The organism is Kitasatospora sp. P5_F3 (assembly GCF_054049135.1).
This window is the reverse complement of record NZ_JBFUMY010000015.1, coordinates 17,093-39,603: the sequence shown is the minus strand read 5'-3', so window position 1 is coordinate 39,603 and position 22,511 is coordinate 17,093. Positions and strand designations below refer to the sequence as shown.

The window sequence follows — 22,511 nt, the reverse complement described above, 5'->3', positions numbered from 1 at the left end:
CGACTCGCGGTCGGGCCGCGTGATTTGCTCGCACGACAAGAGAGAACGACCGGTCGGGTGGTCAGGTCACGCGGCCGCCGTCACCCCCGCTCCGGCAGGGTTCCGGTACGGATCACCTCGGCGTACCAGCGGGCGCTGGCCTTGGGCGTACGGGCCAGCGTGGCGTAGTCGACGTGCACCGCACCGAAGCGCTTGGCATAGCCGTACGCCCACTCGAAGTTGTCCAGCAGCGACCAGAGGTAGTAGCCCCGGACATCGGCTCCGGCGGCCACGGCGTCGGCCACCGCGGCCAGGTGGCCGTGCAGGTAGGCGATCCGGTCCTGGTCGTCCACCAGACCGTCGGGGCCGACGGTGTCCTCGAAGGCGGCGCCGTTCTCGGTGACCAGCATGGGCAGGCCCGGGTGTGCCCGGTGCACGTCGAGCAGCAGGTCGGTCAGGCCGGTCGGGTCGATCGGCCAGTCCATGGCGGTGCGTTCGCCGGGGGCGAGGTGGAACGCGACGTCCTCGGCACCCGGCCAGGGCGACTGGTCGCCGCCGCCGTGGCCGTCGTGACGGGGGATGTCCTTGGCGTTCTCGGCGCTCGAAACCACGGTCGGGGTGTAGTAGTTGATGCCCAGCAGGTCGATCGGCCGGCCGATCTCGGCCTGGTCGCCGTCCTGGACCAGCTCGTCCCAGTCGACCAGGTGGGCGGTGTCGGCGAGCAGGTCGGCGGGGTAACCGCCGTTCAGCATCGGGCCGGTGAAGATCCGGTTGCCGACGGCGTCGATCCGGCGGGCGGCGGACAGGTCGTCCGGGTCCTGGGTGAGTGGCCGGATCTGGTGCAGGTTGAGCGAGACGGCCAGCTGGGCGGTCCGCGGCAGCGCCGAGCGCAGGGCGCCGATCGCCAGGCCGTGGCCCAGGTTGAGGTGGTGTGCGGCCCGGAGCGCGTCGGCCTGGTTGCTGCGCCCGGGGGCGTGCACGCCGGAGCCGTAGCCGAGGAAGGCGCTGCACCAGGGCTCGTTGAGGGTGGTCCAGGTGGAGACCCGGTCGCCGAGCGCCTCGGCGGCCAGCGCGGCGTAGTCGGCGAACCGGTACGCGGTGTCCCGGGCCGGCCAGCCGCCGACCTCCTCCAGGTGCTGGGGCAGGTCCCAGTGGTACAGGGTGGCGACCGGGGTGATGCCGTGGGCCAGCAGCTCGTCGGTCAGCGCCCGGTAGAAGTCAAGACCGCGCTCGACGGCCGGGCCGCGCCCGGTCGGCTGGATCCGCGGCCAGGAGAGCGAGAACCGGTACGAGGTCAGACCGAGCTCGGCCATCAGACGGACGTCCTCGCGGAACCGGTGGAAGTGGTCGACGGCGATATCCCCGGTGTCGCCGCCGGCCACCTTGCCGGAGGTGTGGCTGAAGGTGTCCCAGATCGACGGGGTGCGTCCGTTCTCGGCGACGGCACCCTCGATCTGGTAGGCGGCGGTGGCCGCGCCCCAGGCGAAGCCGGGCGGGAAGGCCGGGCCGGTGCGGATGGTGCTCGGTTCGGTCACGGTCATTGCGGGAGCGCTCCCATGATGAGTGTGGACGCTGACGTCGGATCAGCTCTTGACGGCACCGGCGGTGATACCGCCGACGATGTGCTTGCCGAGCACGGCGAAGATCAGCAGCAGCGGCAGGGTGCCGACCAGTGCGCCGGTCATGATGACCGCCTGGTTGATGTCGTACGCGCTGCCGCCGCCGATCGCGGAGAGCGCGACCTGCACGGTCGGGTTCTGCTGGGTGAGCACCACGAAGGGCCAGAAGAAGTCGTTCCAGGACTGCACGAAGACCAGCATGCCCAGGACGGCCATGGCGGGGCGGGCGATCGGGAAGACCACGTGCCAGACGATCCGCAGACTGTGCGCGCCGTCCACCCGGGCGGCCTCGATCAGCTCCACCGGCAGGGCCTCGGCCAGGTACTGCCGCATGAAGAACACCCCGAAGGCGGCCACCAGCGAGGGCAGGATCACCGACTGGAGCTGGTTGCCCCACTCCAGGTCGGTGATGATCTGGTACAGCGGGATGACGCTCAGCTGCGGCGGGATGGTCATGGTCGCCACCACCAGGGTGAGCAGGATGTTCCGTCCCCGGAAGGGGAGTTTGGCGAAGGCGAAGCCGGCCAGCGTCGAGAACATGACGGTGGAGATCGCCACCAGCCCGGCCACGACGGTCGAGTTGAACAGGGCCTGGCCCATCGCGGTCTGGTCCCAGACGGTGGAGATGTTGGTCCACAGGTGCCCGCCCGGCACCAGTGGCGGCGGTGACTGGGCCACCCGTTCCCCGGTGTGACTGGCCGCCACGAAGGTCCAGTAGAGCGGGAAGAGCGAGAGCACGGCGGCCAGGCCGAGCAGCAGGTAGGTGATCGGGCCGGCCTTGTCGTGGTCACCGGCTCCGGCCCGGAACCGCCGCCGGGCGACTTTGGGCCCCGGGGTGCTCCGGGCCTCGGCCGGGCGGGGCGTGGTCAGGGTGCTCATCGCTCAGCCTTCCAGCTTGACGCGGTTGCGACGGGCGATCAGCAGGTTGATCGCGCCGATCAGCAGCAGGATCAGCAGCATCGTCCAGGCCACCGCCGAGGCGCGGCCCAACTGGCGGCTGGGCCAGCCGAGTTCGTACAGGTAGAGGCTCAGGGTCTGGAACTGGTGCGCGGAGCCGCCGCTCACCCCGACCCCGCCGCCGAACAGCATCGGCTCGCCGAACAGCTGGGTGGCGCCGATGGTGGAGACGATGATGGTGAACAGGATGGTCGGCCGGATCGAGGGGATGGTGATCCGGGTGAACTGCTGCCAGCGCGAGGCGCCGTCCAGGCTGGCCGCCTCGTACAGGTCCTTCGGCACGGCCTGCATCGCGGCCAGGTAGATCAGCGCGTTGTAGCCCGTCCAACGCCAGGTCACGATGGAGGAGATGGCGATCTGGGAGGGCCAGCTGTCGGCGAACCAGTCGGTGCGCTCGACGCCGACCGCGGAGAGCACCCAGTTGATCATCCCGTAGTCCGGGTTGTAGAGCTGGACGAACACCAGGGTGGCCGCGGCGATCGAGGTCGCGTACGGGGCGAGCACCGCCACCCGGAAGAAACCCCGGGCGCGCAGACGGTAGTTGAGCAGGTGGGCCAGGCCGAGGGCCATCAGCAGCTGCGGGACGGTGGAGAGCACCCCGATGGTGAAGGTGTTCCGGAGCGCGGTCCAGAACTGCTCGCTGTCCCAGAGGCGGGTGTAGTTGCCGAGCCCGCGCCACTCCATGACGTCTGGCGTGAGCAGGTCGACCTGGTGCAGGGACAGCCAGCCGGTCCAGACCAGCGGGATCAGCCCGAAGGCGGCGAAGCAGAGGAAGAACGGGGCGATGTAGGCGTAGGGCGCGGCCTTCAGGTCGAAGCGGTAGAGGCGCGAACGCCAACTGGTGGGCTGGGCTGGGGTGGCCACGGGGTGTCCTCCCGGGAGGGCTGCTGATGGTGCCGCCCGGCCGACGGATCGTCAGGCTTCGGCCGGGCGGCGGTTCTGGGGTGGGTACGGCGGCGGCAGCCGCCCTTACGGTCTTAGCCGTTGATCTTGTCCGCGATGCCCTTGAGCACGTTCTGCCAGGCCTTGGCCGGGTCGGTGCCGTGCTCCTCGATGTCGAGGATGCCGTTGTCGGTGATGATGGTCTTGGCGGTGCCGTCGTCCGGGCCGATCTTGGCGGGCTTGATGGACGCGGCGGCGGCCGCGTAGATCTGGCCGGTCGGGGTGTCGCCGAAGTAGTCCAGCTTGGCCGACTGCACGGCGGGCAGCTGGAGACCGGCGGAGGTCGAGGGCAGGTTGCCGACCTTGGTGAAGACCTTGGACTGCTGCTCCGGCGCGGTCAGCCAGGCGGCCAGCGCGGCGGCCGCCTTGGTGTGCTTGCCGGCCTTCGGGACGGTCAGGAAGGCGCCGCCCCAGTTCGCGGCGACGGGGGCCTTGGCGATGTCCCACTTGCCCTTGCCGGCCTCGCCGGACTGCTTGCTGACGATGCCGGTCATCCAGGACGGGCAGACCACGGTGGCGAACTTCGCGTTGGCGAAGGCCGCCTCCCACGGCTTCTGGAACTGCCGCAGACCGGCGCTGATCTTCGCCTGCGAGGCGGCGACCGAGATGTCCCAGGCCTTCTTGACCGTCGGGCTGTCCTTGACGTTCAGCTTGCCCGAGGCGTCGGAGTACTGCTGGGTGTCGCTGGAGATCACGGCGTTGAACAGGCCGCTCGCCGAGTCGGTGAAGAAGGTCCCGGCCGGAGCCTTGGCCTGGAAGTCCTTGCCCTTCTCGACGAACTTGTTCCAGTCGCCGGCCCAGAGCGCGCCGACCGCCTCCCGGTCGCTCGGCAGCCCGGCCTGCTCGAACAGGTCCTTGCGGTAGCAGACGGCCATCGGGCCGATGTCGGTGCCGAGGCCGATCAGTTCGCCCTTGGCGGTGGTGGCCTGCTCGGACTTCCAGGGCAGCCAGGAGCCTGCGGAGATCCCCTCGGTCTTGCCGAGGTCGACGAACTTGTCGCCCAACTTGCCGGTGGCCTGGGCGATGTAGCCGACCTCGACGGCCTGGATGTCGGTCAGGCCGCTGCCCGCCGCCAGGTGGGTGGTCAGGGCGTCCCAGTACTTCTGGCCGTCCTGTGCGGTCTCGGCCTTGATGGTGATGTTCGGGTGGGCCGCCATGTAGTCGGTGTAGAGCCCGGCCTCCTGGTAACCGAAGGTGCCGAAGTCGCCGACGGTGAGGGTGATCTTCTCGTTGGCGTCCCCGCCCTTCGCGTCGCTGGAGCTGGAGCTGGAGCAACTGGTGAGCAGCAGGGCGGTGGCGGCCACCGTGGCGGTGGCGAGGGCGGCTGCTCTGCGGGGGCGGGTGGTGCTGCGGCGCATGGCGATCTCCTTGATCCAGGGTGGGGCAGGGGTGCTGTGTGCGCGGTGATTGGCCAGTAGAGTGTGGGAGCGCTCCCACGGAAGGCATGCCGGAAGGTTGCTCGGTCGCGGGGGTGAGTGTCAAGAGCAGAAGTCGGAACCGTTGCCGGAGTGTGTCCTGAGGGGCTCTCCGACGGACGTACGGACGCCGGTCGGTCGGCCCGTGCCCGAACCGGCCACAATGAGCACGACGACCACGACGACGCGTCCCACGAGGTGAGCGATGAGCCAGTCCGCACAGCGGCCGACGGGGCCGAACAGGCCGCAGAGGCCGCAGAGCTCGCAGGGAGAGCCGGGTGGTTCCGGTCGCGTCTCGACCCGGACCGCCGCAGGTCCGGCGCGGCCGACGCTGGAGGAGGTGGCCGCGCTGGCGGGCGTCGGGCGCGGGACGGTCTCCCGGGTGGTGAACGGCTCGCCCCGGGTGAGCGAGAAGGCGCGGGAGGCGGTGAAGGCCGCGATCGCCGAACTCGGCTACGTCCCGAACCGGGCCGCCCGCACCCTGGTCACCTCACGGACCGACTCGATCGCCCTGGTCGTCCCCGAGGCGGAGACCCGGCTCTTCTCCGAGCCGTACTTCTCCGACATCATCAGCGGCGTCTCCGCCGAACTCGCCGAGACCGACATGCAGCTGCTGCTGATCCTGGTCCGCAACCAGCGTGAGCGGGAGCGACTTTCGGCCTATCTGACGGCCCAACGGGTGGACGGCGTACTGCTGGTGTCGGTGCATCAGGACGACCCGCTGCCGAGCCTGCTGGAGAGCCTGGAGATCCCCTCGGTGCTGGCGGGACGGCGGGGGGACCTGGAGCCGCTGAGCTACGTCCACGCGGACAACGCGGGCGGGGCCCGGATGGCCGTCCGGCACCTGCTGCGGCGCGGCTGCGAGGAGGTCGCGACCATCACCGGGCCGCTCGACATGGAAGGGGCCAGGGCCCGGCTGTCCGGGTACCGGCAGGCCTTGGAGGAGGCCGGACGTCCGTACCAGGAGGAGCTGGTGGGGCCGGGTGACTTCACCGAGGAGGGCGGGCGGCTGGCGATGCGTGAGCTGCTGGAGCGCCGGCCCGGGCTGGACGCGGTGTTCTGCGCCTCGGACGTGATGGCGGCGGGCGCGCTGCAGGTGCTCCGGGCCGCCGGGCGGCGGGTGCCGGACGACGTGGCGGTGATCGGCTTCGACGACTCGATCGTGGCCCGGCACACCGACCCGGCGCTGACCAGCGTGCGACAGCCGATCGAGGAGATGGGGCGGACGATGGCCCGGCTGCTCCTGGAGGAGATCGCCGAGCAGGGGCGGGCGCGACGGCAGGTGGTGCTGGCCACCGAGCTGGTGGTGCGGGAGTCGGCCTAGGGTCCGATCCGACGGGGATCGTCGGCAGGCCCCTGGGTTTCGGGCCGGGGCGGTCTGGTCTGGGCTGGTCTGTCGGCGGGGGCCGGGGTGGCCGGACCCCGCCGGGTGACCGTGGGTCAGGAGTTGGGGCGCAGGGTCCAGGTGATGGTCATCACGCCGGTGACGTCGCCGTCGGCGCGGGTGATGTCCACCGTGACGGTGAACTCCGGGCGCTCGCCCTTGTCCAGCTCGGCGACCACGTCGGCGGCCGGACGGTCCAGGGTGGCGGTAGCGGTGACCACGCCCTTCGCCAGCTTCTTGTACGCGATCTCCGCCTTCACGGCGAGCGGCACGGCCCGGTGCAGCTGGTCGCCGAACGCGGCGAGCACTATGCAGCCGCTGGCGGACTCGGCCAGGGTGAACATCGCGCCGGCGTGCGGGCCGCCGACGTGGTTGTGGTACGCAGGCTGGTCCGGCAGCTGGAGCACCGCGCGCTCGGGACTGGTCTCCAGGTACTCGAGCTTGAGGGTGTGCGCCATCGGCACCGTGGAGTCGAGCAGCTGGCCGATCGAAGGTGTGGTCATGGCAGAGATGTTACTAGTGGGTAGCTTCTGAGGGTAGTGCCATGTTCGGCACGGCCCCTACGGTGGCGGGCAGTGCGGTGGCGGCAGTGCGGAGAACGCGAAAAGCCTTGAGGGCCCGATCTCCAGGAGATCGGACCCTCAAGGCTGTTGGGGTGAGTAACGGGACTTGAACCCGCGGCCCCCTGGACCACAACCAGGTGCTCTACCAGCTGAGCTATACCCACCATCTGTCGGTGCGTTCCCGCTCCGACAGGAAGAACTCTACAGGATCGGAACGGGTGCTCGCGCCAGGGTTTCGGTGACCGGCGGAAGTGGCTGTCCGGTCAGCTGGTCGGCAGCTGGTACTTGGCCGCGATGGTGCGAGCGGCGTCGGTGTCCGGGCCCGGCTGGGCGACGAACACCGCCTCGCGGTAGTAACGGAGTTCGGCGATGCTCTCCCGGATGTCCGCGAGGGCGCGGTGGCTGCCGCCCTTCTGCGGGCTGTTGTAGTAGGCGCGCGGGAACCAGCGGCGGGCCAGCTCCTTGATCGAGGAGACGTCCACGATCCGGTAGTGCAGGTGGCTTTCGAGCGCGGGCATGTCCCGGGAGAGGAAGCCGCGGTCGGTGGCCACCGAGTTGCCGCAGAGCGGGGTCTTGCCGGCCTCGGCGGCGTGCTCCCGGATGTAGGCGAGCACCCTGGCCTCTGCCTCGGCGAGCGTGACGCCGTTCGCCAGCTCGTCGAGCAGGCCGGAGGAGGTGTGCATCTGGCGCACCACGTCCGGCATGGTCTCCAGGGACTCGGCGGGTGGGCGGATGATGACATCCACGCCTTCGCCGAGGATGTTCAGCTCGGAGTCGGTCACCAGAGCGGCGACCTCGACCAGGGCATCCCGGCCGAGGTCGAGCCCCGTCATTTCACAGTCGATCCATACCAGGCGGTCGTTCACACGCTCACCCTACGGCGCGATCACGGGAGCCGGACAGCTGTCGGCCCGTCCGCCCCTCCGTGGCTTCGTCTGTGGCTTCATTCGCGGCGGTGCTCGCAGGCTTGCCGGAACCGGCCGCAGGACCGCCGTGGCCCGGGCGGGGCGCGGACGCCGGTGCCCCGTCCGGCCGGTGACCCTGGCCCAGATCACGGGCCGTCGGCTGGCCGTAGCCCTCTTCGGTCGCGGGGGCGTGCGCGTGCTCCACAGCGCGTTCGTTGGAGTTGGTGTTGGAGTTGGGGTTGGCTTGAGGGTGGGCGGGATGTCCGGGGTGGGCGCCACGAGAGGCGGCCGGGCGGGGAGCGCCGCCGGACTGGGTGGGTACCACCGGACGGATCGGACCCGCCGTCAGGTGTGCCGCCCCGCCGGGGACACCGGCGGACCGGTCGGCCGGGTGGGCCTGAGCAGGCACGGTCGGATTCGGCCCGGTGGGCAGCGGCGGACCGGCGGTCGGCTGGGGAGCCGGCCGCCGCGCGCGGTAGCCCGTCCGGTACGCGGCGGGGGAGACCCCGAGCTGGCGGCGGAAGTGACCGCGGAGTGCGACCGGCGAGCGGAAGCCGCAGCGGCGCGCGACGTCGTCCACGGAGAGCTCGGACGCCTCCAGCAACCGCTGTGCCTGGAGCACCCGTTGGGTGATCAGCCACTGCAGCGGGGCGCTGCCCGTGAGGGTGCGGAACCGCCGGTCGAAGGTACGGCGGCTCATGTAGGCGCGGGCTGCCAGGACCTCGACGTCGAACTGCTGGTTGAGGTTCTCCAGGGCCCAGGTCACGACCTCGGCGAGCGGGTCGTTGCCGATCTCCTCCGGTAAAGACTGGTCGATGTACTGGGCCTGACCGCCGCCGCTGCGCCGACTCGGCACCACGAGCCGGCGGGCCAGCGCGTTGGCGGCCTCGGCGCCGTGGTCGCTGCGGACCACGTGCAGGCAGAGGTCGATACCGGCGGCGGTGCCGGCCGAGGTGAGGACGTCGCCGTCGTCGACGAACAGCTCGCGCGGATCGACGTGCACCTTGGGGTACCGCTTGGCCAGGGTGGGCGCGTACATCCAGTGGGTGGTGGCCGGACGGCCGTCCAGCAGGCCCGCCGCCGCGAGCACGAACGCGCCCGTGCAGAGGCCGATGATCCGGGCCCCCTCGTGGTGCGCCTTGCGCAGCGCGGCGATCGCCTCCGGGGGAGGGGGCTGCGAGATCGACCGCCAGGCCGGGACCACGATGGTGCCGGCCCGGGCGAGCGTCTCCAGCCCGTACGGCGCGGTGAGCGTCAGGCCGCCGGTGGTCGCCAGCGGGCCGTCCTCACCGGCGCAGACCAGCAGGCGATAGCGCGGAACTCCGGCGTCCTGACGGTCGACGCCGAAGACCGAGAGCGGGATCGAGCTCTCGAAGATCGGGGCGCCACCGAAGATCAGCACGGCCACCGTCTCGCGACGGCGGCGGCCGGACAGCTTGCGCGGGGTGGTGGCATGGCCGAGCAGGGCGGAGTTCGACGCTGCGGAGGCGGACGGGGTGGAGAGAGTGGCCGTGGCCGAGCCGGAGGCGAACTGGCCCGGGGTCAGCTGTGCTGCAACGGCGCCGTTCTGACTCGCCGCCAGATTGACGCTGGAAGAGATCCCGCGCCGAGGCGCGGAGTTGGCGGACTGCTGTTGGCCAGCCGAATGTCCTGCCTGATGCCCAGCCTGGAATCCGGCCGAATGTCCGGCCTGGTGCCCGCCCTGGGGTCCGCCCTGGTGCCCGACCGGGCTTCCGGGCTGGTATCCGAGGGGTGGGGCGGAGGGGTTGATCTGGTGCTGATGTGACTGGTGGGGCGCGTTGTCTCTCGAAGCGCGGTTCGTGAAGCCGGCCGACGACTGGCCGCCGTCAGGACCCGTGTCGCCCCTGCTCACCCTGCTCAAGGCGCTCCAGCCCCCTCGGTGGTGTGTGTGGTGGTGCCGTGGTGCCGAACTGCTCGCCGTGATGGCCGAATCGCCCCGCAGATCGCCCTACTCGCCAAGATCGAATCTACTGGTTGGACCGTTGCCGTTGTGACAAGTTCACCATCCGACGCTATGTCGACATGGCAATTTGGCGTGATGCATTCGATCACGAAGCGTGGCAGCCGTCGACCCCCCTGTGAAGGGGGCCGGAGGATCGATGGCTTGTTGCCGCACGACCTACCGGTCGGCCGCACGGGAGAATGCGCCGCGCCGGCTGCCCTGGGCTGCGACTTTGCCGAACAGGGCGGACAGACACTGAGATTGACCGAAAACAGCCGGTCCGCAGCGGGGGCGCTCGCGGTAGACGCGTGCGCCTGCGTGCGCCTCCTGGCCGCGGGGCAGCGGGGTGGGGAGGGGGAGGGTGGGGCTGGATCGGACGGACGTGCCACCGCTGGTTAGGGTCGAGCCATGACGAATCGGGGGCGGCTCGAAGCGGCCAATGACAACGCAGCGGCCTTCTGGCTGGCCCAGGCCAGGGTGCACGGCTGGGAGTCCGTCGGCCGCCCCGGGTTCACGGCGGTCCGGTGCGCGCGGGACGCCGCCGACGCCCACCGGGTGGTGGTCACCCGCCCGTACGGGCCGGACGGGATCGAACCGTTGCTGGCCGAACTGGCCGAGCTGTTCAAGGAGTGGAGCTCCGACCATTTCGTTCTGGAGGACCCGTACGGCGGGATCGACCTGGCCGGCCAGGGGCGGGAGCCCACGCTCGAGATGGCGGTGATGGTCCGCGAACCCGACGCACCGCCGATTGCGGAGCTGCCGCCGTCGGCGAGGCTGGCGGGGACGTCGGCGGCAGCCTGGGCAGCGGGAGTCTCGGTCGCGGAGGTGCGCGGAGCCGATGAACTGGCCGCCATGGAGCGAGTGATGGTGGACGGCTTCCCGATCGAGCCCAGGCAGCCGTGGGAGCGGGGCGTACATCTCCCGCCCGGGCTGCTGGCGGAGCCTGGTTGCCGGGGCTGGCTGGGACGGGTGGACGGCGAACCGGCCGCCGCGTGCATGACGTACGACAACGGGGAGACCGTGGGCGTCTACTGGGTGGCAGTGCTGCCCGAGTACCGCTCGAAGGGGCTGGGCCGGGCGGTGCTCTCGGCCGCTCTGCTGGCACAACCCGGCAGGGTGACCACTCTGGTGGCCACCCTGCTCGGCGAACCGCTCTACCGGCGGTTGGGGTTCGTTGAACGGGGCCTCACGCGCTGGTGGCGGTAGCGGCGGTTGCCGGACCGGGAGGGGTGGGGGCGGGGGCGAACCTGGTCATGATGGAGCGGAGGGCAGCGGGCGCGAGCTGCTGGCCCTGGCCCTGGCCGTGGGCCTGGGTCTGGACTTGGTTCTGTGACGGTGACCGCGCGAGTGTTGTGCTCGGGCGGTGCGTCTGCTTGGTGGCGGAGACGGCTGCGTTCGGGGAGGCGGCTGTGGCCGTGCGACGGGGACCCGGGGCGGAGCGGGCGGAGAGGATCAGGCCGACGGCCTCGGGGATGCCGGCTGCGCTCAGGGTCGGCCGGTAGCCGAGCTCGGCCCAGGGGCGGCCGTGGTGGAGCCAGACGCTGCGCAGGCCGGTCAGTTCGGCGCCGGCGATGTCGGCGGGGGCGTGGTCGCCGACCATCCAGGTATGAGTGGCCCAGTCACCGGTCGGCGGGACTCCACAGCGTTGGGCGGCGATCTCGAAGATCCGTGGGTCGGGCTTGAGGTAGCTGGCCTCCTCGGAGATCACCCAGCCGTCGACCAGCGAGCCGAGCCCCACCCGACGGATCTTCTCCAACTGGGGCCGAGTGCCCCCGTTGCTGACGATGCCGAGGGACCAGCCGGCCGAGCGGGCCGCTTTGAGTGCCTGGATGTGTGAACTGGGGCAGTGAATATGTGAGTTGATGCCTCGCCGGTAGTGGGCGAGCAGGAAGTCCATCGACCGGTCGAGCCCGTAGCGGCGCTTGGCCGCCCCGAGTACCGTGCTGCGCGGGACGTGCCCGCTGCCGTCGATGGTGGTGAACCAGCCCAGATCCCCGGCCGGAAGCCCGTGTTCAGCCAGGAAGTCCTGCGCCCAGGAACGGAACGCGGCATCCCGGGGCAGCAGGGTGTTGTCAAGATCGAACAGCAGCAGCGGCATGCGCTGCATGCTGCCAGTGTGCCGGCGTATGCAGCAGGCATTTGCCCGGTTGCGTTCCGTAGCGGACCGAAATGGCCAGAAGCGAGTGGTCTGCCGGCCTGCGGGGTTTGGGCCGGAGCCGGATGGTTCGCGGAGGGAGGGAGCGGGAATCGGTCGGGTCCGCCTCCCGGCCGGGCGGGCTTGTGACGTCGGCGTATTGGTGGGCGTATATGCGGGCGTATATAGGGGACAACAACAGACAGACCGGCCGGTCGGGTTGAGTACTGGACGATGACAGTCGGGTCACGTTGTGTGGCGGCACTGTTGCGCCCAGGAGCTTCCTCGGGGAAGCTCCAGGGAACCTTCTCGTCGGGCGGCGCGCAGCCTCAACAGAGGGGCGCGAAAGCCACGGCGCGCGCATCCTCCGTTAGCGGGATCGTCGCCGTTTCAGGGCTCCGCAGCTGGGCGGGGCCCCGAGCCCGTCGTACTCTGAGAGGAACAGGTCACATTCGGTGGTGCTCGGCAGAGACCGACTCGGTGTCGGGGGTGGGCCTGTTGCCCGGGCATTCGTGCCCCTTCCTGTCGGCCCATCTCACTCGAAGAGCTTTGAGCCATGGTCGGTCTTGAGCCTCCCCGGTCCGCTGCCACCGACGCTGCGGTCGGCGCACGGACGGTGGATGAGTTGTCGCCCGGCCGGTCCGGTCTGTCTGGCCTGCTCGGACACCGGCGTTCGGTGGTCCTCGTGCGGGAAGGTGTCCTTGCGCGGGAGGTGGTCCGCCGCGGCTGGCCACGACCGCGTCAGCGACGGGGCGGACAACGGGGTGCGGGTGCGGTGGAGGACGCCATGACGGACGGAAGAATCGCGGACGGCGCCGGAGCGGGCTCGGGCGGTGCCGGATCCCGCACCGGGCGGAGCGGTGAACCCACGCTGCAGGAGCAGCCCGTACCTGCCTGCGACCCGGCTTTCCAGCACGGCGTGGTGGTCGGCTTCGACGGCTCCCTCTCCAGCGAGCGGGCGCTCGCCTACGCGGTGGGCATGGCCCGCCGTTCGCGCTGCGGGCTGGTCATCGTGCACGTGGCGAACCGGTTGCCCGCCACGGTCTGGGCCGGCTGCGAGCCGCCCGTGTTCGTCGACATGCCGGACCATCGGACCGAGCTTCTCGGCCTCGAGCTGGCCTGTGCCGACTACCTGGCCGGTGTGCCGTGGATCCTGGTCGAGCGAGGCGGGGACATCTGCCACGAGATCGAGGAGGTCGGTCGTGAGTACGCCGCCGACGCGATCGTGGTCGGCAGTACGCACGGACTGCTGGGCAAGCTCTTCGGCTCGGTCTCCGGCCGACTGGCCCGCAGGGCGAACCGGCCTGTCATCGTCATCCCCTGAGCGATCCCGCTGTGGTGGTCCGGCCCCAATGCTCAATGGTGTGTATCCATGCGGTCGTTGTGCCGGGATGGTCTCGTTGGTGCCGGGTGGGCTGATCGAGTCATCTTGATCACTGATGAGGCGTCAGGGCGCTGGCGACGGTGCTCGGGTTCTTCGCGCTCTTCACCGGCTTCAGCGTGGCCGGGGCTTGGCAGCAGCTCAACTCCGCCCGTCAGCAGACGTATGCGGAGAGCCGGGCGCTCACGGAGGTGTACTGGGTGGCGAAGGGGCTCCCGGATCCGGACCGCGCGGTGGTACGGCAGAGGGTTCGGGAGTACACCCGGGATGTGGTGAGTGACGAGTGGGCGCAGATGCAGAAGGGGCGCGGCAGTGCGGTGGGCTGGCAGGCGCTCGATCAAGTCCGGGTGGCGGTGGACGGGGCACGGGTCACTGTGCCGACGGAGATCGCGGTCAAGAACGAGGTGATGCGGAATCTGACCGACGCCTACGCCCGGCGGAACACCCGGCTGGCCGACGTCAGAGCAGCGGTGCCGGAGGTCGTACTGGCTGGTCTGTTCGTCGGGGCGATCTTCGTAGTGGCGACCCCACCGGTGATCGGACTCACCGCCAATGCGCGGAACCTCGTGCTGATGGGCTTTCTGGGGGCGTGCGTTGCGTTCGGAGTGAGTCTGGTGGTGGAGTTGAGCGGTCCGTATTCAGGGTTGGTGCGGCTGCAGGCGACCGCATTCGAACTGGCCCAGGTCAGATACGACCAGATCGATGCCCGGATGAGCAGCAGTTGACGTGGTGTCAGGAGGACTCCGGGCGGTGCGCACCGCCCGGAACCCCCAGGACCTACGGCGACGGAAGCCTGATCGCTACCGTCCGTGCCGAGTTCAGACGTTGACCCCCAACTCGCGTGCGATGAGCATCCGCTGGACCTCGGAGGTGCCCTCCCCGATTTCCAGGATCTTGCAGTCGCGCCACATGCGGGCGACCGGGTACTCGTTCATGAAGCCGTAGCCGCCGTGGATCTGGGTGGCCTCACGGGCGTTGTCGACGGCGGCCTCGGAGGAGAACAGCTTGGCGATCGCGGCCTCCTTCTTGAAGGGCTCGGCGTGCAGCAGCCGGGAGGCGGCGTCCCGCCAGGCCAGGCGGGAGGTGTGTGCGCGCATCTCCATGTCGGCGAGCTTGAACTGGATGACCTGGTTGGCGCCGATCGTCCGCCCGAAGGCGCGACGGGTGCCGGCGTAGCTGACTGACTGGTCGACACATCCCTGGGCCAGGCCGGTGGCCAGGGCTGCGATGGCGATGCGTCCCTCGTCGAGGATGCGCAGGAACTGGGCGTAGCCGCGACCTTGGGTGCCGAGGAGGTTGGCCGCGGGGACTCGGCAGTCGGTGAAGGACAGTTCTCGGGTGTCGGAGGCGTTCCATCCGACCTTGGAGTATTTCTTCGAGACCGTGAAACCAGTGGTACCAGTGGGCACGATGATGGAGGAGATCTCCCGGCTTGGCGAGGGGTCCGAGCCGTCTTCACTCGAACGAGCGATCGGTTCGGTCAGCGCCGTCACCGTGACCAGGCCGGTCATCTCCGTGCCGGAGTTGGTGATGAAGCACTTGGTGCCGTTGATCACCCACTCGTCGGTGGCCTCGTCGTACCGCGCGGTGGTCCGGGTGGCGCCCGCGTCCGACCCGCCCTCCGGCTCGGTCAGGCCGAAGGCGCCGAGCAGCTCGCCCGAGGTCAGCCGGGGCAGCCACTCGCGCTTCTGCTCCTCCGTGCCGAACCGGTAGATCGGCATCGCGCCGAGCGAGACCGCGGCCTCCAGCGTGATCGCGACCGAGGAGTCGACCCGGGCCAGCTCCTCCAGAGCCAGGCCGAGCGCGAAGTAGTCGCCGCCCATGCCGCCGTACTCCTCGGGGAAGGGCAGGCCGAACAGGCCCATCTGCCCCATCTCGCGGACGATCTCGTACGGGAACTCGTTCTGCTCGTAGTAGTCACCGATCTTCGGGGCGACGACGTCGTTGGCGAACTGTTCGACGGTGCGCCGAAGTTCCTCGTACTCACTGTCCAAGCGGTGATCGAGCATGGTGATCCTCCTGGATCGAGGCGGCTGCGGAGCCGAAGAAGGGGGGTGAGGGTTCTGCCGGGCCACAGCCCGGTCGAGAGTGGTGGAGGACGGCTCAGGCCGGGCGGCCGGCCAGGGCCTGGACCGCCCGGGACGGGCTGGGCCGGCCGAGCTGACCGGCCATCCAGGCGCTGGCGGAGACCAGCGCGCGCAGGTCGACGCCGGTCTCGATGCCGAGGCCGTGCAGCATCCAGACCAGGTCCTCGGTGGCCAGGTTGCCGGTGGCGCTCTTGGCGTACGGGCAGCCGCCCAGGCCGCCCGCCGAAGCGTCGACCGTGGTGACTCCGGCGCGCAGTGCCGCCAGCGTGTTGGCGAGCGCCTGGCCGTAGGTGTCGTGGAAGTGCACGGCGAGTCTGCTCATCGGGACACCGGCTTCGGCGAAGCTCTGGAGCAGCGCGCCGACCTGGCCGGGGGTGGCCACCCCGATCGTGTCGCCGAGGCTCAGCTCGGTGCAGCCGAGCTCCAGCAGCCGGACTCCGAAGTCGACCACCTGGGCGGTCGGGACGGGCCCCTCCCACGGGTCGCCGAAGCACATCGAGAGGTAGCCGCGGGTCGGCACCCCGGCCGCACCGGCCCGTTCCACGACCGGCCGGAACATCTCCAGGGCCTCGCCCGCCGTCCGGTTGAGGTTCCGGCGGGCGAAGGTCTCGGTCGCGCTGGCGAACACCGCGATCTCGGTGGCGTGGTGGGCGAGCGCACGGTCGAGGCCACGCTCGTTCGGCACCAGGACCGGCAGCCGCAGCCCGGGGTACTGCTCGGGCAGTCCGGCCAGCCGGGGCATCAGCTCCTCGGCGTCCGCCAACTGCGGGACCCACTTGGGGTGTACGAAGCTGGTGGCCTCCACGGTGCGCAGCCCGGCGGCGGCGAGCCGGGCGATGAACTCGGCCTTCACCGTCACCGGAACGAGTGAACTCTCGTTCTGCAGACCGTCACGCGGCCCTACTTCGTGGATACTGACCCGACCGGGCAGGCCGGGTTCCGGTACCAGGGCGGGCAGCCCCAGTTCGAGGGCGTCGGGTTCGTGGGTGGCCGACGTTCCCGTGGGCTCGCCGGCGAGGGTCGACTCGCTCATGACGCAGCCACCTCCAGCTCCTCGGACGTGTTCTCGACGGGCTCCACCACGACCAGCAGTTCGTCCATCGCCACGGTTGCCCCGGCGCCGGCCCGCAGTTCGCTGACGGTGCCGTCGTGCGGCGCGGTGATCACGTGCTCCATCTTCATCGCCTCCAGAACCAGCAGGGGTTGCCCACGGCGGACCAGCTCGCCGAGAGCGGTCTTGACCACGGTGACCGTGCCCGGCATCGGCGCGGTCAGGCCGCCGTGGTGGGCGGCGCTCGCGCCCGCCCGGTCGACGATCGGGTCGTACGGGTGCACCGCCCAGGCGTCCCCGTCCGTCCCGAGCCACTGGACCAGGCCGTTGGCGGCACCTGGGCTGCTGTCAGTGGCGTAGGCGAACGTCGACCGCAGACCATCGACCGTCAGGTGCAGTCGGCCCGGGGCCAGGGCAGCCCGGGCGAGCCGGAGCACGCCCGCCTCGCCGAGCCGGACTTCGAACTCCGGTCCGGCGTCCGACGACGCGAGACCTGACGACCCGACACCTGCTGCTCCGGCGCCTGACGAGGCGTCGACCGCGGCGGGCCGGATCAGCACGGTGACCGGGTCGTGCCCGGCCAGCCGCAGCCGGTGGGTGGTCCAGGCGGCGGTGCCGCCCAGCCGCCAGCCGGACGCCACGGCGAACGGGTCGGTCCAGCCGTCGGCGCCGGTGGCCGGTGCCAGGCCCAACTGCCGGGCCAGCGCGGCCGCGTAGTAGAGGCTCTCGGCCGGAACGGTCTCGCCGGAATCGGCGGGGTCACGCAACAGGGAGGAGGCCAGCACCTCGGGCGTCTGCTCCACGGTGCGCTCGACCAACCCGGTGTCGAGTCGGCCGGCCACCACGTCCGGGTGGGCGAGCAGCCGGCGGAGGAAGCCGGTGTTGGTGGTGACGCCGAGCACCCGGGTGTCGGCCAGGGCGGCCCGCAGCCGGCGGAGCGCGGTCGGGCGGTCCGGCCCGTACGCGATCACCTTCGCGAGCATCGGGTCGTACAGACTGCCGATCTCGGTGCCCGTCTGGATGCCGGAGTCGACCCGGATGCCGTCGCCGGTCGGCTCGTCCAGCAGCAGGATCCGCCCGCCGGTGGGCAGGAAGTCACGCTCGGGGTCCTCGGCGCAGACCCGGGCCTCGACCGCGTGGCCCAGGAAGGAGATCTCCGACTGATCGAACGTCAACTCCTCACCGGCGGCGACCCGCAGCTGCCACTCGACCAGGTCGAGCCGCTCGGGGGCCGGGGTGTCGGCCCGCACGGCCACGGCGAGCTCGGTGACGGGGTGCTCCACCTGGAGCCGGGTGTTCATCTCCATGAAGAAGAAGTCCAGGACGCCCTCGGGGGCCGGCCCGTCGGGGTCGATGCCCGGCACGATGAACTCCACCGTCCCGGCGCCGGTGTAGCCGCAGGCCTGGGCTGCCCGGACGGCCGCCAGTCCCATCGCCGCCCGGGTCTCCGGGTTCAGCAGAACGGAGGGCGCCTCTTCGATCAGCTTCTGGTGTCGGCGCTGCAGGCTGCACTCGCGCTCGCCGAGGTGCACCGTCCGGCCGTGGGTGTCGGCCAGGACCTGGACCTCGATGTGCCGAGGGCGGTCCACCCAGCGCTCCAGCAGCAGGGTGTCGTCGCCGAAGGCCGTCCGGGCGACTCGTCGGGCGGCCGCCAGCTCACCGGCCAGCTCGGCCGGGTCGTGCACCAGCCGCATGCCCTTGCCACCGCCACCGGCCGAGGGCTTGAGCAGCACGGGGTAGCCGATCTCGGCTGCGGCGGCGGTGAGTTCGGCGTCGGTCGGCGAGCCGCCCTGGCTGCCGGGAACCACCGGTACGCCGGCGGTCCGGACCGCCTGCTTCGCGTTGATCTTGTCGCCCATCAGCTCCACCGCAGCCGGCGGCGGGCCGATGAAGACCAGACCGGCCTCGGCGCAGGCCCGGGCGAAGGCCGGGTTCTCGGCCAGGAAGCCGTACCCCGGGTGGACGGCCTGCGCACCGCTGCGGCGGGCGGCGTCCAGCAGCAGGTCGGTACGGAGGTAGGTCTCCGCAGCGGAGCTGTCGCTGCGCCCCGGCGGGCCGAGCCGGACGGCGACGTCGGCCGCCCGGGTGTGCGGTGCGTCGGCGTCCGCGTCGCTGAACACCGCGACCGAGCGAACGCCGAGACGGCGGAGGGTGCGGATCACCCGGACCGCGATCTCGCCTCGGTTGGCGACCAGAACTGTGTCGAACATGGGAGGTGTTCCTCCGAGTCGGAAGATCAGGAGAACAGCAGGGCGGACAGCAAGGCGGGCCGGACGGCGGCCGGCGGACGGGGCGTCACATCCGGAAGACCCCGTACGGCCGGGCCGGGGCCAACGGGGCGTTGGCGCAGGCGGTCAGCGCGAGGCCGACCGCGGTACGGGTGTCGAGCGGGTCGATCACACCGTCGTCCCAGAGCCGCGCGGTCGCGTAGTAGGCATTGCCCTGCCGCTCGTACTGCTCCCGGACGGGCCGCTTGAACTCCTCCTCGGCCTCCGCGGGCCAGTCCTCGCCCTGGGCGTCGAACTGGTCCCGGCGGACGGTGGCCAGCACCGAGGCCGCCTGCTCGCCGCCCATCACCGAGATCTTGGCGCCCGGCCACATCCACAGGAAGCGGGGTGAGTACGCCCGGCCGCACATCGAGTAGTTCCCGGCGCCGTACGAGCCGCCGATCACCACCGTCAGCTTGGGCACCCGGGTGCAGGCCACGGCGGTGACCATCTTGGCGCCGTGCTTGGCGATGCCGCCCGCCTCGTACTGGCGCCCGACCATGAAGCCGGTGATGTTCTGCAGGAAGAGGAGCGGGATGCCGCGCTGGTCGCACAGTTCGATGAAGTGCGCGCCCTTCATCGCCGACTCGGCGAACAGCACGCCGTTGTTGGCCACGATGCCGACCGGGTGACCGTGGATTCGGGCGAAGCCGGTGACCAGGGTGGCGCCGTACTCGGCCTTGAACTCGGCGAACCGGCTGCCGTCCACCAGCCGGGCGATCACCTCGCGGACGTCGTAGGGCGTCCGCGGGTCCACCGGCACCGCGCCGTACAGGCCGGCCGGGTCCACCGCGGGGGGCTCGACCGGTGTGAGCGGCCACGGCTTGGCGGTCCTGGCGCCGAGCCCGGCCACGATGGTGCGGACGATGGCGAGGGCGTGCGGATCGTCCTCGGCCAGATGGTCCGTCACGCCCGAGGTGCGGGAGTGCAGTTCGCCGCCGCCCAGCTCCTCGGCGGTGACCACCTCACCGGTCGCGGCCTTCACCAGCGGCGGGCCGCCCAGGAAGATGGTGCCCTGGTTCCGGACGATCACCGCCTGGTCGCTCATCGCCGGGACGTACGCGCCGCCCGCCGTGCAGGAGCCGAGCACGGCCGCGATCTGCGGGATGCCGGCGGCGGACAGCCGGGCCTGGTTGTAGAAGATCCGGCCGAAGTGGTCGCGGTCCGGGAAGACCTCGTCCTGCATCGGCAGGAAGGCGCCGCCGGAGTCGACCAGGTAGATGCAGGGCAGCTGGTTCTCCAGCGCCACTTCCTGGGCCCGGAGGTGCTTCTTGACCGTCATCGGGTAGTAGGTGCCGCCCTTGACGGTGGCGTCGTTGGCGACCACCACCACCTCGCGACCGGCCACCCGGCCGATGCCCGCGATCACGCCCGCCGCCGGGGCCGCCCCGTCGTAGAGGCCGTCCGCCGCGAGCGGGCTGAGCTCCAGGAAGGGGGAGCCGGGGTCGAGCAGGGTGTCCACCCGGTCGCGCGGCAGCAGCTTGCCTCGCGCGGTGTGCCGGGCCCGGGACTTGGCGCCGCCGCCGAGGGCTGCTGCGGCGAGTTTCTCGCGGAGTTCGGCGACCAGGGCCCGGTGGGCGGCGGTGTTCGCCCGGTACGCCTCCGAGCCGGGGTCGGCCGCGCTGGTCAGCCGGGGCGCGGGCGCCGCAGCCGGATCGACCGGTACGGCCGACGGTGGAGCAGCAGCCGGACCGGCGAACGGACCGACAGTGGAGATGGCCATCCCAAGAGCTCCCTTGCCCTCGGAGAGCGGACGGGACGGGCTGCCGAGCGGGTAGCCCGACACCCGAATCCACCCAAGGTTAATGAGCGTTAACTCGTGGGCTCAGGTTAACCATGGATAACCCCACTGTCTACGATGGGTGGCATGCCGAACGTCCCAGCAACCCCCGCAGTCCCGCGTCGCGACCAGATCCGCAAGGAAGCGGCCCGGCTGTTCGCCGCGCGTGGCTTCCTCGGCGTGGGCGTGGACGAGATCGGCAAGGCAGTCGGGATCAGCGGTCCCGCGCTCTACCGCCACTTCTCCGGCAAGGATGCGATGCTCGCCGATCTGCTCATCGGCATCAGCGAGCGTCTGCTGGAGGAGGGCCGCCGCCGGGCGGGTGAGGCGACCGCCCCGGACGGCGCACTGGACGCCCTGATCGTCGGGCATGTCGACTTCGCGCTGGACGACCGCGATCTGATCACCCTGCACGACCGCGAGCTGCTGCACCTCAAGGAGGAGGACCGTCGCCGGGTCCGCCGCCTGCAGCGGGCCTATCTCGAGCTGTGGGTCGAGGTGGTCCGGCAGACCTACCCGGCGCTGGCCGAGTCGGCCGCCGAGCCCACCGCCCGCACCGCCGTGCACGCCGTCTTCGGTCTGCTCAACTCCACCCCGCACAGCGCAGACCGCACCGGCCTGTCGCGGCCGGCCATGGCCGGCCTGCTGCACGGCCTCGCGCAGGGCGCGTTCACGGCCGCCGCCGAGCAGGTTACGTCCGAGTAGGTTATGTCCGAGCAGGTCCGGGGATAGCGGTCCGATGCGTGCATACGGGTGAATCTCCCCGTTCGCCGGCATGAGGATTGCCTATGATCAACTTTCATGATGGAGAGTCAGAGCGTCCGAGCCGTGCGCCATTCGGCTGACGTGGTCATCCTCGGAGCCGGGCCCGCCGGGCTGGTGCTGGGCAACCTGCTGGTCGCCGCCGGAGTGGACTGCGTCATCCTCGAACGTGCCACCGAGGCCCAGCTGGCGGCAAGGTCCCGGGCCGGGTTCCTGGCGGCCAACACCGTGCGGGTCCTGGACCGGCACGGCCTCGCCGAGGGCCTGCACCGGCACGGCAAGGAGCACGCGGTCTGCGAGTTCCGTACCGAGGACGGCCGGTTCCGACTGGACTACGGCGGTCTCGGCCGGGGCGAGCGCCACACGGTCTACCCGCAGCACCTGCTGGTGGCGGACCTGCTGGCGCACTATCAGGAGGCCGGCGGGCAGATTCGTTTCGGCACCGAGGCACAGGCCGTCGCCGACATCGGGACCAGCCGCCCCCGGGTCACGGTCATCGAGCCCGACGGCCACCAGGAGACCTGGCAGGCCCGGTACGTGGCCGGCTGCGACGGACGGCACGGCGCGGCCCGCCGCTCGCTCCCAACCGGCAGCTTCCGCCACCACCGGCACGACCACGGCATCTCCTGGCTCGGCCTGCTGGCCGAGGCGCCGCCGAGCCTGGACGCGGTGGGCTACGCCGTCCACCACCGGGGCTTCGCCGGACACATGGCACGCACCCCCTCGGTCACCCGGTACTACCTCCAGACCGAGCGCGGCAGTGCGCCCGAAGCCTGGTCCGAGGAGCGGATCTGGGAGGAGCTGGAGCTGCGGATGCGGTCCGCCGAGCACGGTCCGCTGCACCGCGGCCCGATCGTCCAGCGCGCCGTGGTCGACCTGGAGTCCGACGTGCTGGAGCCGCTGCGCCACGGCTCGCTGATCCTCGCCGGTGACGCCGCGAGCCTGCTCAGCCCGTCGGCGGCCAAGGGGGCCAACCTGGCCGTCCTGGAGGCGGAGCTGCTGGCCGAGGCGCTCGTCGCGGACCTGCTGCGCGGCGACGGCGATGGGCTCGCCACGTACTCGGAGCGGTGCCTCCGGTACATCTGGCGCGCGCAGGAGTTCTCGCACTGGATGGTCCGGCTCCTGCACGGTGCGCCCGGGCACGAGGACGGAGCACCCTTCCAGGACTCCCTGCGGCGTTCGCGGCTGGACTCCCTGCGCACCTCGCGCAGTCACCAGGACTGGTTCGCCGAGCACTACGTCGGTATCTGAGCCTCCGTCCGGAGAATCGTTTCCCCCAGACCCACCCCTCCGTGGCACCGCCATGCCCGGATCCGGCGTCC

At 71.1% G+C, this 22,511-nt stretch carries 17 protein-coding genes, 1 tRNA gene and 1 pseudogene; 6 read left to right on the top strand and 13 right to left on the bottom strand.

The genetic code is table 11. The annotated features are described in order from the left end of the window. Positions 1 to 80 precede the first annotated feature (80 nt). The 4 genes from ACXJMZ_RS12930 to ACXJMZ_RS12915 form a co-directional block, all read right to left on the bottom strand. Positions 81 to 1,520, bottom strand: coding sequence for a GH1 family beta-glucosidase (locus tag ACXJMZ_RS12930; RefSeq protein ID WP_457030158.1), 1,440 nt, complete (start codon positions 1,518 to 1,520; stop codon positions 81 to 83). Between the two features lie 42 nt (positions 1,521 to 1,562). Next, positions 1,563 to 2,477 carry a carbohydrate ABC transporter permease gene (locus tag ACXJMZ_RS12925; RefSeq protein WP_457030157.1) on the bottom strand — a complete coding sequence of 305 codons (915 nt, stop codon included), beginning with the start codon at positions 2,475 to 2,477 and terminating at the stop codon, positions 1,563 to 1,565. A gap of 3 nt (positions 2,478 to 2,480) precedes the next feature. Further along, positions 2,481 to 3,419 carry a carbohydrate ABC transporter permease gene (locus ACXJMZ_RS12920; RefSeq protein ID WP_457030156.1) on the bottom strand — a complete coding sequence of 313 codons (939 nt, stop codon included), beginning with the start codon at positions 3,417 to 3,419 and terminating at the stop codon, positions 2,481 to 2,483. A gap of 113 nt (positions 3,420 to 3,532) precedes the next feature. Then, a complete protein-coding gene (locus tag ACXJMZ_RS12915; RefSeq protein ID WP_457030155.1) occupies positions 3,533 to 4,855 on the bottom strand; it encodes an ABC transporter substrate-binding protein in 1,323 nt (440 codons plus the stop codon). 262 nt (positions 4,856 to 5,117) lie between these two features. Here ACXJMZ_RS12915 and ACXJMZ_RS12910 point away from each other — a divergent pair, with 262 nt between their 5' ends. Beyond that, complete coding sequence (locus ACXJMZ_RS12910; RefSeq protein WP_457030154.1) at positions 5,118 to 6,236, top strand: LacI family DNA-binding transcriptional regulator; 1,119 nt, start codon at positions 5,118 to 5,120, stop codon at positions 6,234 to 6,236. Between the two features lie 116 nt (positions 6,237 to 6,352). Here the strand turns inward: ACXJMZ_RS12910 and ACXJMZ_RS12905 are convergent, their stop codons facing one another. From ACXJMZ_RS12905 to ACXJMZ_RS12890, 4 genes are all read right to left on the bottom strand, one after another. Then, positions 6,353 to 6,799: a DUF4442 domain-containing protein gene (locus ACXJMZ_RS12905; RefSeq protein ID WP_057237758.1), complete on the bottom strand. Its 447-nt coding sequence runs from the start codon at positions 6,797 to 6,799 to the stop codon at positions 6,353 to 6,355. A 148-nt stretch (positions 6,800 to 6,947) separates the two neighbouring features. After that, positions 6,948 to 7,023, bottom strand: a tRNA-His gene (locus tag ACXJMZ_RS12900). A gap of 99 nt (positions 7,024 to 7,122) precedes the next feature. Continuing rightward, on the bottom strand, positions 7,123 to 7,725 hold the full coding sequence (orn, locus tag ACXJMZ_RS12895) for an oligoribonuclease (protein ID WP_057237760.1): 603 nt from the start codon (positions 7,723 to 7,725) through the stop codon (positions 7,123 to 7,125). Between the two features lie 4 nt (positions 7,726 to 7,729). Next, positions 7,730 to 9,229: a helix-turn-helix domain-containing protein gene (locus tag ACXJMZ_RS12890; RefSeq protein WP_457030219.1), complete on the bottom strand. Its 1,500-nt coding sequence runs from the start codon at positions 9,227 to 9,229 to the stop codon at positions 7,730 to 7,732. A 906-nt stretch (positions 9,230 to 10,135) separates the two neighbouring features. Here ACXJMZ_RS12890 and ACXJMZ_RS12885 point away from each other — a divergent pair. After that, on the top strand, positions 10,136 to 10,933 hold the full coding sequence (locus tag ACXJMZ_RS12885) for a GNAT family N-acetyltransferase (protein ID WP_457030153.1): 798 nt from the start codon (positions 10,136 to 10,138) through the stop codon (positions 10,931 to 10,933). Here ACXJMZ_RS12885 and ACXJMZ_RS12880 read toward each other — a convergent pair. Further along, entirely contained in the window at positions 10,914 to 11,834 is a 921-nt protein-coding gene (locus ACXJMZ_RS12880) for an HAD family hydrolase (protein WP_457030152.1), read from the bottom strand. The two genes, ACXJMZ_RS12885 and ACXJMZ_RS12880, sit on opposite strands and share 20 nt — an antisense overlap. A 910-nt stretch (positions 11,835 to 12,744) precedes the next feature. Here ACXJMZ_RS12880 and ACXJMZ_RS12875 point away from each other — a divergent pair. Both ACXJMZ_RS12875 and ACXJMZ_RS12870 read left to right on the top strand, forming a co-directional pair. Beyond that, positions 12,745 to 13,185, top strand: a pseudogene (locus ACXJMZ_RS12875) (universal stress protein); the annotation flags it as partial. 140 nt (positions 13,186 to 13,325) lie between these two features. Beyond that, complete coding sequence (locus ACXJMZ_RS12870; protein ID WP_457030151.1) at positions 13,326 to 13,967, top strand: bestrophin-like domain; 642 nt, start codon at positions 13,326 to 13,328, stop codon at positions 13,965 to 13,967. Positions 13,968 to 14,060: 93 nt separating this feature from the next. Here ACXJMZ_RS12870 and ACXJMZ_RS12865 read toward each other — a convergent pair whose 3' ends face one another. The 4 genes from ACXJMZ_RS12865 to ACXJMZ_RS12850 form a co-directional block, all read right to left on the bottom strand. Beyond that, positions 14,061 to 15,251, bottom strand: coding sequence for an acyl-CoA dehydrogenase family protein (locus ACXJMZ_RS12865; RefSeq protein ID WP_457030150.1), 1,191 nt, complete (start codon positions 15,249 to 15,251; stop codon positions 14,061 to 14,063). A 94-nt stretch (positions 15,252 to 15,345) separates the two neighbouring features. Beyond that, entirely contained in the window at positions 15,346 to 16,362 is a 1,017-nt protein-coding gene (locus tag ACXJMZ_RS12860; protein ID WP_457030149.1) for a hydroxymethylglutaryl-CoA lyase, read from the bottom strand. Continuing rightward, a complete protein-coding gene (locus tag ACXJMZ_RS12855; protein ID WP_457030148.1) occupies positions 16,359 to 18,590 on the bottom strand; it encodes an acetyl/propionyl/methylcrotonyl-CoA carboxylase subunit alpha in 2,232 nt (743 codons plus the stop codon). Before ACXJMZ_RS12855 ends, ACXJMZ_RS12860 begins: the two co-directional genes overlap by 4 nt. 85 nt (positions 18,591 to 18,675) lie before the next feature. Further along, positions 18,676 to 20,370 (bottom strand): carboxyl transferase domain-containing protein, encoded by a 1,695-nt coding sequence (locus tag ACXJMZ_RS12850; protein ID WP_457030147.1) that lies wholly within the window; start codon positions 20,368 to 20,370, stop codon positions 18,676 to 18,678. Positions 20,371 to 20,514: 144 nt separating this feature from the next. On the opposite strand from ACXJMZ_RS12850, the gene ACXJMZ_RS12845 reads away from it, so the two are divergent. Then, positions 20,515 to 21,132 carry an SACE_7040 family transcriptional regulator gene (locus tag ACXJMZ_RS12845; protein WP_457030146.1) on the top strand — a complete coding sequence of 206 codons (618 nt, stop codon included), beginning with the start codon at positions 20,515 to 20,517 and terminating at the stop codon, positions 21,130 to 21,132. Positions 21,133 to 21,228: 96 nt separating this feature from the next. After that, the gene (locus tag ACXJMZ_RS12840; RefSeq protein ID WP_457030145.1) at positions 21,229 to 22,440 is read left to right on the top strand and encodes a 4-hydroxybenzoate 3-monooxygenase; all 1,212 of its coding nucleotides are present in this window, start codon (positions 21,229 to 21,231) and stop codon (positions 22,438 to 22,440) included. Positions 22,441 to 22,511: the final 71 nt, after the last annotated feature.